This window comes from Methylobacterium sp. J-078 (genome assembly GCF_022829285.1).
Classification (GTDB): Bacteria; Pseudomonadota; Alphaproteobacteria; order Rhizobiales; family Beijerinckiaceae; genus Methylobacterium.
This window is the reverse complement of sequence record NZ_JAKSYI010000040.1, coordinates 44072-56457: the sequence shown is the minus strand read 5'-3', so window position 1 is coordinate 56457 and position 12386 is coordinate 44072. Positions and strand designations below refer to the sequence as shown.

The 12386-nt window shown below is 70.7% G+C and carries 14 protein-coding genes; 3 read left to right on the top strand and 11 right to left on the bottom strand.

The window, feature by feature from the left end; all coding sequences use genetic code 11:
• Window positions 1-6: 6 nt before the first annotated feature.
• The 9 genes from MKK58_RS04175 to sfnG form a co-directional block, all read right to left on the bottom strand.
• Window positions 7-747: a molybdopterin-dependent oxidoreductase gene (locus tag MKK58_RS04175; RefSeq protein WP_243910905.1), complete on the bottom strand. Its 741-nt coding sequence runs from the start codon at window positions 745-747 to the stop codon at window positions 7-9.
• Window positions 740-1465 carry a cytochrome b/b6 domain-containing protein gene (locus MKK58_RS04170; protein ID WP_243910904.1) on the bottom strand — a complete coding sequence of 242 codons (726 nt, stop codon included), beginning with the start codon at window positions 1463-1465 and terminating at the stop codon, window positions 740-742. Before MKK58_RS04170 ends, MKK58_RS04175 begins: the two co-directional genes overlap by 8 nt.
• Before the next feature lie 8 nt (window positions 1466-1473).
• A complete protein-coding gene (locus tag MKK58_RS04165; RefSeq protein WP_243910903.1) occupies window positions 1474-2061 on the bottom strand; it encodes a class I SAM-dependent methyltransferase in 588 nt (195 codons plus the stop codon).
• A gap of 12 nt (window positions 2062-2073) precedes the next feature.
• Window positions 2074-3327 (bottom strand): acyl-CoA dehydrogenase family protein, encoded by a 1254-nt coding sequence (locus tag MKK58_RS04160; RefSeq protein ID WP_243910902.1) that lies wholly within the window; start codon window positions 3325-3327, stop codon window positions 2074-2076.
• Between the two features lie 114 nt (window positions 3328-3441).
• On the bottom strand, window positions 3442-3723 hold the full coding sequence (locus tag MKK58_RS04155) for a hypothetical protein (RefSeq protein WP_243910901.1): 282 nt from the start codon (window positions 3721-3723) through the stop codon (window positions 3442-3444).
• A 223-nt stretch (window positions 3724-3946) separates the two neighbouring features.
• Complete coding sequence (locus MKK58_RS04150) at window positions 3947-5791, bottom strand: hypothetical protein (RefSeq protein ID WP_243910900.1); 1845 nt, start codon at window positions 5789-5791, stop codon at window positions 3947-3949.
• Between the two features lie 204 nt (window positions 5792-5995).
• The gene (locus MKK58_RS04145; RefSeq protein WP_243910899.1) at window positions 5996-6304 is read right to left on the bottom strand and encodes a hypothetical protein; all 309 of its coding nucleotides are present in this window, start codon (window positions 6302-6304) and stop codon (window positions 5996-5998) included.
• 202 nt (window positions 6305-6506) lie between these two features.
• Window positions 6507-7766, bottom strand: a complete 1260-nt coding sequence (locus MKK58_RS04140; RefSeq protein WP_243910898.1) for an SfnB family sulfur acquisition oxidoreductase — start codon at window positions 7764-7766, stop codon at window positions 6507-6509.
• A gap of 41 nt (window positions 7767-7807) precedes the next feature.
• Complete coding sequence (gene sfnG / locus MKK58_RS04135) at window positions 7808-8923, bottom strand: dimethylsulfone monooxygenase SfnG (protein WP_243910897.1); 1116 nt, start codon at window positions 8921-8923, stop codon at window positions 7808-7810.
• Window positions 8924-9574: 651 nt separating this feature from the next.
• Here sfnG and MKK58_RS04130 point away from each other — a divergent pair.
• Together MKK58_RS04130 and MKK58_RS04125 are read left to right on the top strand one after the other, a co-directional pair.
• On the top strand, window positions 9575-10009 hold the full coding sequence (locus MKK58_RS04130; RefSeq protein WP_243910896.1) for a response regulator: 435 nt from the start codon (window positions 9575-9577) through the stop codon (window positions 10007-10009).
• A gap of 314 nt (window positions 10010-10323) precedes the next feature.
• A complete protein-coding gene (locus MKK58_RS04125) occupies window positions 10324-10731 on the top strand; it encodes a hypothetical protein (RefSeq protein WP_243910895.1) in 408 nt (135 codons plus the stop codon).
• 46 nt (window positions 10732-10777) lie between these two features.
• On the opposite strand, the gene MKK58_RS04120 is transcribed toward MKK58_RS04125, so the two are convergent.
• Window positions 10778-11575 carry a lytic transglycosylase domain-containing protein gene (locus tag MKK58_RS04120; RefSeq protein ID WP_243910894.1) on the bottom strand — a complete coding sequence of 266 codons (798 nt, stop codon included), beginning with the start codon at window positions 11573-11575 and terminating at the stop codon, window positions 10778-10780.
• A gap of 299 nt (window positions 11576-11874) precedes the next feature.
• Between MKK58_RS04120 and MKK58_RS04115 the strand changes: the two genes are divergently transcribed.
• Window positions 11875-12012 (top strand): hypothetical protein, encoded by a 138-nt coding sequence (locus tag MKK58_RS04115; RefSeq protein ID WP_238279713.1) that lies wholly within the window; start codon window positions 11875-11877, stop codon window positions 12010-12012.
• Window positions 12013-12061: 49 nt separating this feature from the next.
• Here MKK58_RS04115 and MKK58_RS04110 read toward each other — a convergent pair whose 3' ends face one another.
• Window positions 12062-12292, bottom strand: a complete 231-nt coding sequence (locus MKK58_RS04110; protein WP_243910893.1) for a hypothetical protein — start codon at window positions 12290-12292, stop codon at window positions 12062-12064.
• Window positions 12293-12386: the final 94 nt, after the last annotated feature.

Here is a 12386-nt window from a genome sequence, read left to right as displayed (position 1 = left end):
GAAAGGTCAGATGCCCGCGTACCAGGGGAAGCCGAGTTCGGCGACCATGCTGCCGCGTCCCTTGCCGAGGCCGTTGACCCGCTCCACCGCCTCGATGGCGCTGATGTACTTCAGGCTCTTGTAGCCGAGCTGGCGCTCGACCCGCAGGCGCACCGGCGCCCCGTGCGCCACCGGCAGGGCGCCGCCGTTCATGCCGTAGGCGAGGATGGTCTGCGGGTGGAGGGCGTCGAACAGGTCGTAGCTGTCCCACCAGCCGTCGACGCTGCGCACCACGACGAAGCGCGCCTCGGGCTTCAGGCCGACATGGGTGAGGAGATGGGCCAGCGGAACGCCGGTCCAGCCGCCGATGGCCGACCAGCCCTGCTCGCAGGAATGGAGGGTGATCTGGGTGCGGGCCGGCATCGCCTTCAGCTCGGCCAGCGAGAAGGCGGCCGGGCGTGCCACGAGACCGCTGACCGGGAGCTTCCAGTCGGAGAAGCCCAGCGCCTTCGAGCGCTGGTAGTCGGGATTGTCGGGATCGGTGGTGTTGATGGTCGGGAAGACGGCCGAGATGGCCTCGGGCCCGAACTCGCGCACCAGGGGCTGGTGTCGCTGGAGCCAGCGCTGGACCGCGAAGGTCAGGCCGTTGCTCCAGTCGTAGGGGGAGGCCAGCCGCGACAGGGCCGGCGCCTCGCAGCCGCCGAGGAGGCCGGCGCCGATCAGGCTGCCCGAGCCGGTGAGGAGGCGGCGGCGCGAGATGTCACGCATCGGGGGACTCCGTGAAGCGCTCCCGGGCCGTTTCGGGGGGAATGCGGAAGCGCCCGGTGATCATCGACCGCATCAGGTTGGCCGCCCCGCCGACGAAGACCTGGGCCACGTGGACGACGAGGAAGAGCACGAGCAGGCAGGCGGTGAGGAAATGCAGGGTGCGCGCCGATTGCCGGCCGCCGAACAGGGTGAAGAGCTCCGGATAGGCCGCGGTCACCCCCGGCGACATGGTGAGTCCGGTGAGCACCATGAGGGGAAACAGCCCGAACAGCACCGCCAGATAGGCGAATTTCTGCAGGGCGTTGTAGCGCAGGGCCTCGCGCCCGCGGGCGGCTTTGAGGCGGGCATGGTCGGCGATCTCGCGGGCGAGGTGGCGCGGGGCGAGCTGGTCGCGGTCCGGCACGAGGTCACGGGCGAAGTGGCCGCCCACGAAGGCCACGATGAGGTACACGATTCCGTTGAGGACGAGCACCCAGGCGGACAGGAAGTGCAGGTTGCGGCCCCAGCCCGTCTGCTCGAGGTTGACCGGCAGCGGCAGGTCGAGGGCGGCCGGCGCCCCGTTGGCCCCGGTCTCGCCCCAGAACAGGCGCGGCAGGGCAAGCAGGATCGCGATGCCGCTGACGACCAGGGCGAGGAACGCGACCGCGTTGAGCCAATGGGTCAGGCGCACCCAGGCGGCGTGCCGGTGAACCAGGGAAGGGTCCGGGTCCTCCGCCATCGGGGGCCTCACGTGGGCGCCCGTAGCACGTCGAGGCGGTAGCCCTCGGTGCGGCTCCGCTGGCCCGGTTCGAGGGCGCCCCGGGTCCGATCGATCAGCGTCCCGACCGCCGCGTCGGCGCTCAAGGGGAAGTTCGTCTCCCCGAGCCAGTGCACGAGGACGACCTCGCCCCCCGGGTTCAGCGCCGCCACGAGGCGCTCGGCGATGCGGGCGAGATCCTCGGGCGTGAAGAAGTACAGCACCTCCGAGAGCACCACGAGGTCGAACCGGCCGGGGGGCCACTCGGCCGGCACCGCCGCGCGCCGGAAGGTGACGTGGGGCTGCGCGGCGCAGCGGGCGCGGGCGGCGTCGAGGGCGGTCTCGGCCACGTCGAGGGCGAGCAGGGCCGTGCAGCGCTCGGCCAGCCGGTGGGTCAGCACGCCGATGGAGCACCCGACCTCCACGGCCTGCGGGTAGGTCTCCCGCCCCAGCGCCGCCAGGGTGGCGTCGTACTTGGCGTGCTCGTAGGGGCTGGTGGTGAAGTCCCACGGATCGGGGTTCGATGCGTAGAGCGCGGTGAAGTAATCCGGCGGCAGCGTGTGCGGGGAGCGTGTCATGGAGGTCAGCGCCTACAGATCGGCCGGAGCCGCGTCAGGAATAGGCACCCCGGCGGGATTGCGCCAGAGCATGTCCGCCGGCCGCGGCGCCGCGAGGACGTGGGCCGCCGCGCTGGTCAGGGCCCGGTCGGGGCCGGGCTGGCGCAGGTAGGTGGCCAGATCCCGCGCCAAGCGCTCCAGGGGATGGGGGCTGAGGAAGCCCGCCAGCCCCACCGAGCGCTGGGCCCGCTCCAGCACGTCGAGCCCGGCCCGCTCCACCGCGAGGCGGGTGAGGTTGACGTAGGCGATCACCCGGTCGGGCTCCGCCTCCGGGTCGGCGGCGAGCCGCGCCGCGTGGCCGACGAAGAGGCGCGCGCCCTCCACCGCGATCGCGGCCTCGCCGAGGCGGGCCGCCTGATGCGGGTCGCCGCCCCGCCCGGTGGCCCGGAGATGCGTCCGCAGGGCGTCGAACACCGCCTCGATGCCGCCGAGCTGCACGGCGGCGAAGCGCCAGGCGCCGCCGGAGAAGTGCGGCTCGGCAAAGTAATCGTCGGGGCCGCCGACGAAGCTGCCGGGGCCGGCGGGCAGGCCGGTGAAGTCGAGGATGCCCGAGGTCGAGGCGCGCATGCCCTGCGCCCGCCAGCCGGACAGGTCGGCGCGGGTGCCGGGCTCCAGGTCCACCACGAGCATCTGTTGGCGCCCGTCCGGGCGGCGCGCGGTGACGAGGGGCCGGGTCACCGCCCCGGCGCCGGAGGCGAAGGACTTCACACCCGCCAGGGTCCAGGACTCACCCGCCGGATCGAAGCCGCCGGCATTCTCAAGGCTGAGGTCGCCGGCTGTCTGGAGGCTGAGGCCGCCGACTTTCTGGAGGCTGAGGCCGCCGGCCTGGGGCTGGGTGTTCCAGACCCCGAACAGGTGCCCGGCGCGGGCATCCGCGGCGAGTCGCTCGGCCACCGCCGGCTCGGCGTAGCGCAACATCAGGGCGAGGGCGTTGACGTGCCCCTCGTAGAGCCGGCCGAGGGCGAGGCTGCCGCGTCCGATCTGGGCGAGGAGATCGGCCAGCACCGGCGCCCGGTGGGGTGCATCGAGGCCGGCCCCGCCCAGCGCCACCGGCAGGGGCGCCACGAGCAGGCCCGCCGCATGGGCGTCGGCGACGTCCTCGGCCGGAAACCCGCCGTCCCGGTCGAGGGCGTCGGCCCGCTCGGCCGCACGGCGGGAGACCGCGCGCGCGGCGGCCACGATCCGAGCCGGGCCGTTATCGATGCAGTCCTGCGGAAGGGCGTTCATCGTCAGAAGATGGATCACGGATGCGCGACGGCCAGGGCGGATTTCGTACCAAACCCGGCTTATCCCTGCGCTGAATCGTGCCGGCCCGTCTCCGATCGGGGCCGCGACCACCCGTCAGCGGGGCTCGGAGACCCTCTCGCCGTGCAACTCGGCGCGTCCGGCACGCAGATCGGCGACCATGGCGCGGACCATCCCGCCCACGGTTAGCACGGAGAAGGCGCCGATGGCCACCACGAGGACGGCCCCCACCAGCATCTTGGCGGTCTCGATATCCACGGTTCCGATTCCCGAATTCATGTCTGCTTCGCCGCGTTCCGCGAGGCGAGCGATGACGACCGCCTCGAGATGGGCCTTCTGCCAGGGCCTGAGTAGTCCCGCACGGCGTAGCGCTGCCATGCGCTGATCGGCTTAACGGCGGTGCCGGCCGCACATGCGGGTCTGTCCCGTTGCGGGCGGCCTCGCGCGGGCCGGGTCGCCGAGGAGACCGTCGTCATCGAAGCCGCGTTCGCCGACATGTGCGATCCCGTGCGTGCGCCCGGCCGATCAGAGCGGTTCGGCGCGTCGCACGGGGCCGGTCGATTCAGCGGGGCGGATGACGACCGGGGCACGGAGGAACTCATCACGCGCCCGATCCCTGCCCGGCAAGCCGGACGCGCCAGGCGGCCAGCGGCGTCCCGGCGAGCGGCAGGCGTTCGAGCCACGGGGCCGTCGCCGTACCCTCGGCCAGCCGGCGGGCGAACGGAGCCATCGCGCGGTCCGCGCTCGTCACGGAATGGGTGCAGACGACGAGGTAGGTGGCCCCGGAGGTGGCGAGCGCCCGCTTCAGGGCCGCCTCGTCACCGGAGAGACCTTCGACCGCGGCGATCAGCCCCGTGATCGCCCGGTGATACGGGGCCGCCACGACGCCGTGATGGCTTCGAAGCAGGATCGACGGGCCCAGATCCTGGTCGGCCAGGATGAGGCCGGACGGAAGCATGTCGAGGGCCGCCAGGGACTGGGCCGTGCCGCAGTCCGGTCCGGCCGGCGCCGGGGCCGCACTCTCCGGGGCGCTGCCGCTGAAGGGCGCGTGCAGCATCACCCAAACCTGGGCGATCAGCAGACAGGCCAGGCTCGACGTCGCGATCCGTCGCCATGCGGGAGCGGGACCGCGCAGCAGCGTGACCGTGTGGCTGAAGACGGGGCCGGCGACCAGGGGAATGAAGGCCGCGGCCATGTAGAGGCTGCGGAACTGGAACTGGGCCAGGACGAACCCGGAGAGCAGGAACGCGGCGGTCAGGGCCGCAGCGCGCCGGATCTCCGGGCGACCGCGCAGGGCGGCGTGCGCCGCCACCAGCCCGGCCAGCAGCAGCGGCCCGTAGCAGGCGAGCGCGACGTCCGGAAGCGCCGATAGGAGGCTGCGGGCGGATTGCATTTCCCGAACGCGGTCGAGCCATTCCGTCCGGACGAAAGCCGGCAGGCCCTGGAAGGGACCCGACAGGCAGTGCGGGGCGAGGGACACGAAGACAGCCACCACGACGACACCGCACGCGGCCGCGAAACCGGCGCGGCGAAGCGGCGTGCCGAGCCGTGCGGCAAGGACGGTGGCGCCCGATGCGACGGCGGCGGACCCCACGGCCAGCCAGAGCCACGGCGGTGAGAGCGCGTCGCACTGCGTCGTCGCCCACAGGGCCGGGTCGGTCTGGATCAGGAACAGGGCGAGGCTGCCGCCCGCCAAGGTGAGGGTGAACGCCCGAAACACCGGAAGACCCGTTCGTCCCGCCACGATCCAGTCGCCCAACACGAAGAGACCGCCGATCACGATCACGGGCAGCGCTTCGAGGCCGACCGCCAGGGAGGCCGCCGTGGCGAGACCGCCGACGACGGCTGCGCGGACGGAGCGCCCGGAATCGGCGAGGGCGCATCCGAGGAGGAGGACGAGCAGCACCTGGACGTTGTGGTGGTCGATCCGCCCGAAGGCGAAGAGCGTCCCGAGCCCCGCGACCTGGGTGGCGGCGAACAGGGACAGCAGGGCCGGGCGAACGCCGAAGCGGGAACGGACGGCGCGGTAGACGATGAGGAGGTAGGCGGCGAAGAGGGCCGGCGGCCAGAGAGCCACCACGAGCCCCTCCGCCAGGGGCCGGCCGAGCCAGGGCGTGGCGAGGCCGATCAGACCGGCCAGGGGCGCATCGACGAGGCGGGACCAGTGCATGCCGGCACCGTCCGGCGGCATCAGCCGGTGCTGGACCATGTCGAACCAGCCCTGCCCCGCCAGGAGGTCGCGCACCTGAACGAGACGCATCGCGTCGTCGGAATCAGGCAGGCGCAGGCGCTCGACCACCGCGCGAAAGTCGGCGAGGGGATAGAGGGTGTAGAGGCCCAACACCACGAGCAGCCACAGGATCGCGGGATTGTCGAAGGCCGAGCGGTCGGCGGAGGACGACGGTTCGGCGCAGGACGGCGCTGGAAGCCGGTAGGTTGCTCTCACTGATCCGTCCGCCCGGCCGTGTCATCCGCTCCGGGCCCAGACGACAGCGTGTGGCCGGAGCCGGTACTGTTTCAGCGGCGGGTTAACGGACCATCGAAGGGTCGGACGTCCGTTTCGATCGCGGCCCGCATCCTCGACCGGGATGGAGGCCGTCGAACCCGGGTATGGCGAGATGGTTCGAACAAGGACGACGCAGGGGCGGCCTCACGCCGAGATGTCGATGAGCTGCCCCTTCGGACCCTCGTTGGAGACCATCTTCCTGATGCTGTCCTTGATCTGGTCCTCGATCTTCTGACGTGCGTCCTGCGGCAGGGCGCCGAGCTGCTCCTCCGTGAGGTCCATGCTCTTCAGGATGCCCGCGCGCATCCGATCCATCGGAGACATCTTCGCGTATTTGAGGAAGTCGCCCTGGGTATTGACCGAGGCCTGGCCGCCGGAGGCCTTCGCCGTGGCGATGCCCGCCGGCCGGGTGACAGGCCCGTTGCCGAACAGGCTGGCGCTGGAAATGGTCATCGGGGTCGCTCGCGTGATTCTGCCTCCTCCGAGCAAGAAGGACGCCATGCGAGGGTGCGAATTTTATCCTTATGGATGAGGCGCTTGAGGGATTCTCGACCGGTCGCGGGGATACATGGCTTGCCGGGTCGCGGCAGTTTGTGCCGGGCCAAACCCGGACGCCGAACGGGGGGCGCCCTCGCCCCCCGCACGATCCTCTCCGTCAACTCCAGGCGTGGAAGGGCGGGTTCACGCCGTTGAGGGCGTGGTTGCCGATGATCGCGTATTTCCAGCGTACGGGATCGTGGAGCGTGTGAGTGCGGGCGTTGCGCCAGTGGCGGTCGAGGTTGTGCTCTGCGAGCGTCGCGCGGGTGCCGGCGAGCTCGAACAGGGTGTTGGTGGTGCCGAGCGCCACCTCGGTGGTGAGCACCTTGGCTTCCGCCACCGCCAGCTGCGCGGCCGCCACCGTGTCGGCGTCGGGGTCCGCCACGGCGGCGTCGAGGGCGAGGCCGGCCCGGTCGAGCAGGGCTTCGGCCGCGTGCAGGCGGATCGTGAGGTCGCCGACGATGCGGATGGTGTGGGGGTCGTCGGAGGCGCGCTCCAGCCCGCTGTCGATCCAGGGGCGGGACCGGGTACGCACGAAGTCGATGGTCTCGGCCAGCGCCGCCCGGGCGATGCCCGCATCCACCGCGGCCTGGATGATCTGGAAGATCGCCCCGTCGGCGCTGGGGCGCGCGTAGCCCTTCCAGGCCGGCACCAGATGGGACTTCGGCACTCGCACGCCGTCGATCTGCACGGTGCCGCTCGCGGTGGTGCGCTGGCCGAAGCTCGACCAATCGTCGATCACCGTCAGGCCCGGCGCGTTGCGCTCCGCGATGGCGTACCAGGCCCGGCCCTCTCCATCGAGGGCGACGATGGGCACGAGGTGGGCGAGGAGCGCGCCGGTGGCGTAGAACTTGGTGCCCTGCACCACCACGTGGTCGCCGTCCTCCTCGAAACGGGTCCGGAAGTCGGCGGCGCGGGGCGTCCCGATCTCCGAGAAGGCGTTGCCGAACCGGGTACCGGCGAGCACGAGCCCGAACAGCAGGGCCTTCTGGGCTTCGTCCGAGACTGTATCGATCGACGCCACGATGCCGAGGTGGTTCTGGGCGATCTGTCCGATGGACGGATCGGCCGCCGACACGATGGCGATGACCTGGGCCAGGGTCCGGTAGGACAGTCCCGGTCCGCCATGGGCCCGTGGCACGTTGATCGACCACAGGCCGCTCTGGGAGAACGCGTCGAGCTCGGCCAGGGGTCGGCGCCCGCTGCGGTCGCGCTCGGAGGCGCCGGCCCGGAACGTCTCCGCCAGGGCGTGGGCGACCCGCAGGGCTTCGGCGGCGTCGCGGATGACGTGGGCCGGCTCGGCCGGGCGCTCGGGGCCGGGCGCCCCGGCGGGCCAGCGGTAGGTCTCGCGCGGGTTCGGGCTGACGGCGATGGTCATGCGGTGTCTCCGGATCGGGGGGCGGGGGCGGGGGGCTCGGCTCAGGCCGCCTGCGCCCGCTCGGCGCGGGCCGCCTCCAGGGCGCGGACCCGCGGGATGACGTGCGCGCCGAAATACGCGACCTCCTCCTGGAAGTGCAGGAAGGCGAGGAGGGCCAGGTCGACCCCGACGTCCTTCAGCGCCACGATGCGCTCGGCGATCTGGTCCGGTGTGCCGATCAGGTTGGTCTTGAAGCCGTCGTTGTACTGGACGAGGTCCTCGAAGCTGGACTTGGCCCAGTTGCCCTCGCCCTCCGGCGAGGCCCGGCCGGCGTTCTTCACTTCGTGCCCGAAGGCCTTCACGGCGTCCGGATCGGCGTTGTCGATGATTTCCTGGAGGACCGCGCGGGCCTCGGCTTCCGTGTCGCGGGCGATCACGAAGGCGTTGACCCCGACCTTGACCGCGTGGCCGTTGGCCCGCGCCTTGGCCTGGATGTCGTCGACCTGGGCCCGGATGCCCTCGGGCGTGTTGCCGTTGGTGAAGTACCAGTCCGAGACCCGGGCCGCCATGTCGCGCGCCGCGCGGGACGATCCCCCCTGGAAGATCTCGGGCTGCGGATCTGCGGGCTTGGGTTTGAGGGTGTAGTCGCTGTAGCGGTAGAAATCGCCCCGGAAGGTGAAGTTGTCCTGGGTCCAGATGCCCCGTAGTGCGCGGATGAACTCCTCCGAGCGGCGGTAGCGCTCATCGTGATCGAGCCACGGCTCGCCGATCGCCCGGAACTCGCCCGAGAACCAGCCCGAGACCACGTTGATGGCGATGCGCCCCTCGGTGAGCTGGCTGATCGTGGCGATCTGCTTGGCGGCGAGCGTCGGGTTCCAGGGGCCGGGCAGGAGGGCGGCGATGACCTTCAGCTTCGAGGTGGCGGCCAGCAGCGCGTGGCTGAAGGCGACGGATTCGTGCTGGTACTCGGCCCCGTAGCCGGCGGTGAAGCGGATCTGCGTCAGGGCGTAGTCGAACCCGGCCGCTTCCGCGATCTGCGCGAGGCGCCGGTTGTAGGGCGCGTCCCAGCTCGTGCGCTGGGGAATCTTGCTGATGACGAGGCCGCCCGAGACGTTGGGCACCCAGTAGGCGAAGCGGATCGGCTCGTCGCTGTGGCGGTTCGACGGTTGGACGCTCATGATGACACCCGCGCATGCGGATCCGGCGCCAAGGATCGGCGCGCATAGATCCTGAGTTAAAAAATTGAATACAAAACTCAGCAAGAACACGAAGGCATGATGACTGCCGAAGAACTGTGCCTGTGCTCTGCTGAGCCGTTCGATTGACAGCATCGACTGCACGGAGGGCGGCGTCAAAGGAACCGAACGGCTTTTTTCGGCTGGAATGGGAAAGCCTGTTCTCCCGTTCGTCGCGACGGCCGAACGATCCGCCTGCGGGCCTCGCCTGGGGCGCCGGAACACGCAACGACGCCTGCCGCGCGGCTCGGAATCGGGCGGCCTCCGGGTCCGCCCGCCTGCCCAGGCGCCTTGTCCTCCGTGCTTGGCACTCTCCATGCTTGGCACACCGGATACCTGGCACCTGCACACCAGTTCCGACGAAATCCAATCAAGATGCAGTCATTGCTGGGTCGGCATTCTTTCTAGGCAGGGCGATGCTGATAAGGTGGGCATCTGCCCCAAATCGTCGATCCTGGAAGCTTGGCGCCGGAAAAGATATTGCCTGACGAAACCGGTTGTTTAAGGACGCGTTAACCCGCCGATTCCTACGATCGGATCATCGTCCACTTGAAAGCCGAAGCGCTCGACATCGGTTCAGCCAGGAAAATCGCCATGCAGGCCGTGTCCCGCCAACCACTCGTGGTTCTCCTCGCCGGAGACGAGCTGACCCGCTGCATCACCACGAGCTGCCTGGAAATGTCGGGCTACGACGTCATCGGGGCACGCACCGCCGGGGAGGTCGAAGCCCTCCTCCTCGCCCCGCCCGGCCGGCGCCGGGTCGACGTGCTGGTGACCGATGCCGATGTCCGCGACACGGTGGATGGCCTCTCGCTGGCGGACGTTGCCCGCTGCCTCGATCCCACGGTGGGCGTGGTCTACACCGCGCGCTCCCCCCGCCGGCTCGAGTCCGGCTCGATGGTGACGGGCGCGCTCTGCCTGCGGACGCCCTATCACGGGCACCAGCTCGTCGCCCTGATCGCGGAGATTCTCGCCGCTGCCCCGCGCACGGGCCTCACTCTCCCAGCGGATCTCGACCGCGCAGCTTGATTCACGAGGCTCGCGACGCGGGTTCGTGATGCCGGGGGGCGCCATTTTTAGGGAACGCGACGGTTTCGATAGCATTGTCTGGTTCGAGGGGCTCAACCGGACGGCGGCACGGCAAGACCGTGTTCCGCCTCGCCTTCGTGCAGGACACCACGATGATGAATTGCGCGCGCCTGACCGGCTCGGCCGGACCGCCGTGAGCTGAGGCTGCGGCGTCCGGGCAGCGGCGCGCCGTCGCCCGTGCCGATCCCGCGAATCTCGGGCCGTCCGGCCCTAACTCCCGATCCCGCTCATCCCCGACCTGCCGGAGACATCCGATGCGGCTGCTCACACGCGCCCTGCTCCTCGGAGCCCTGACCCTTCATGCCTCGCTCGCCCTCGCCCAGCCCCTGCCGGGCCAGCCCCCGGCGACCGAACTGACGACATCGCAGAACCAGACCCCGCGCCCTGCCCTGCTCGTGCACGGGCATTATTGTGGGCCCGGCAACGACGGCATGGACGTGACGCCCGTCGACGCCCTCGACGCCGCCTGCCGCAAGCACGATGCCTGCACGCCGGATGGCGGACTGCCGAGCTGCGGCTGCAACCGGACCCTCAAGCAGGATGCCGCGCGCCTGGCGGCCAGCCCGCGCACCCCGGAGGACGAGCGGATCATGGCCGGCCTCGTGGCCAAGGCCACCGAGCTCATGCTCTGCACCGACGATGTCGCCGCCGTCGGTCCGTAATCGCTCCGCCGGGGGCACCCGAGCGGGTGCCCCCGATTCCTTCTCTTTACTGTCCGTCGATGCGCTGGCCGAGGAGCGCGATCGCGCGCTGGTAGACCGAGGCGGCGTTCCAGCCCTGGATCGCGGCGAAGTTCGGTTCGCCCGGCTGGTAGCCGGCGCCCGCGCGCCAGCCATGGCCCTTGAGGAAGTTCGCCGTGGAATTCAGGGCGTTGCTCGAATTGTCCAGGCTGCCGCCGACGCCGTAGGTCAGGACGTTCTTGGGCAGGAACTGCGTGTGTCCGACCTCGCCGTGGGCCGCGCCCCGGGTGCTCGTGTTCAGGACGCCGCGATCGACCAGGGTGAGTGCGGCGTAGAGCTGGTCGGTGAAGTAGGCCGAGCGTCGGCAATCGTAGGCCAGCGTCGCCACCGCCGAGAGGGTGTTCACGTTGCCCTTTACCGCGCCGAAGCCCGTCTCCATGCCCCAGATCGCCAGGAGCGGGCCGGGCGGCACGCCGTAGCGTTGCTCGATCTGGTCGAACAGGGCCGCGTTCTGGGCCTTCAGGGCCCGGCCGCGCGACACGATGGTGTTGCCGCCGCGCTTGGCCAGGAACTGGTCCAGGGAGAGCTTGAAGCTCTTCTGTCCGCGATCGGCCGAGATGGTGGCCGTCGAATAGGAGGTTCCCATCAGCGCCGCGAGGCTCGCGGCACTCGCCCGGCCCCGGGCCTCGTCGGAGAATTCGCGCTTCCAGGACTCGAAGCCGGCGGCGGTGTTGCCGCATTGCGCCGCATCCGCGCGGCCCGCCATGCAGGCGAGCGCCGCGAGGGCCGCCGCGAACCACGGTGCCCGATACCCACTGCCGATCATTCCAAAAACTCCCTCGCGCGCCGCGCCCATCACGGGCTGCCGCACTTCTCGAACGCGACCCCTTGGCGGACCAAGGCAACGAATGTTGCGGTGAGTCGAGCCTCTTTGCGGCAAATTTGGTTCTGCTTGCGGCCTGCCCCGTCACTTTGACGAAACCGGTGGACCACCGTGTCTTCGTTGCACGCTTCGCGTCCCCATCGCGGCCGGGACAGATGTCGGCCAGCGTTGGCCGGGACGGCGGCCCGCGGCCTGCAGTCCAACCCAGGGACACGTCCGAAATGTCCTGGATTGCAGCAAGCATGTCCCGTTTCAGAACACTCTGTGCCCGGTTGAGCCGGCAGCCGTCATTGTCCCTGATCCTGATCCTGTGCGGGACGGCGCTGCTCCTGTGGGTTCCGATCCTGGTGCTCCGCCACGAGCCGGTCTGGTTCTGGTGAGCGGCGGGCCCCCCGCCGGCTCGGCCGCGCCGACCGACCCGAGGCCGGATCAGCGGATCGGCCGGCGCGCGCGCAGGTAGGCGCCCAGGAGGTACCCCGCCTGCAGGGCGGTGAGGTGGGCGAAGAGCACGAGGATGCCGGCGAGCGTCAGCTCGGCCCGGACCGCCCAGGCGACGAGCGAGAGCGCCAGCACCACGCCGGACAGGCCGAAGGCGAACATCACGTGGCTGTAGAGGCCGACGGCGGCACCCCCCAGGAAGAGGATCAGGGCGACCAGCATTGGGGATGTCCTCTCGCGGTCGGGCGTCCGTGGCGTTCGGTGCGATGTTCGTGCCTGACGGCTTCTGCCCCCGGCATCCCGCCCCTGGCAACAG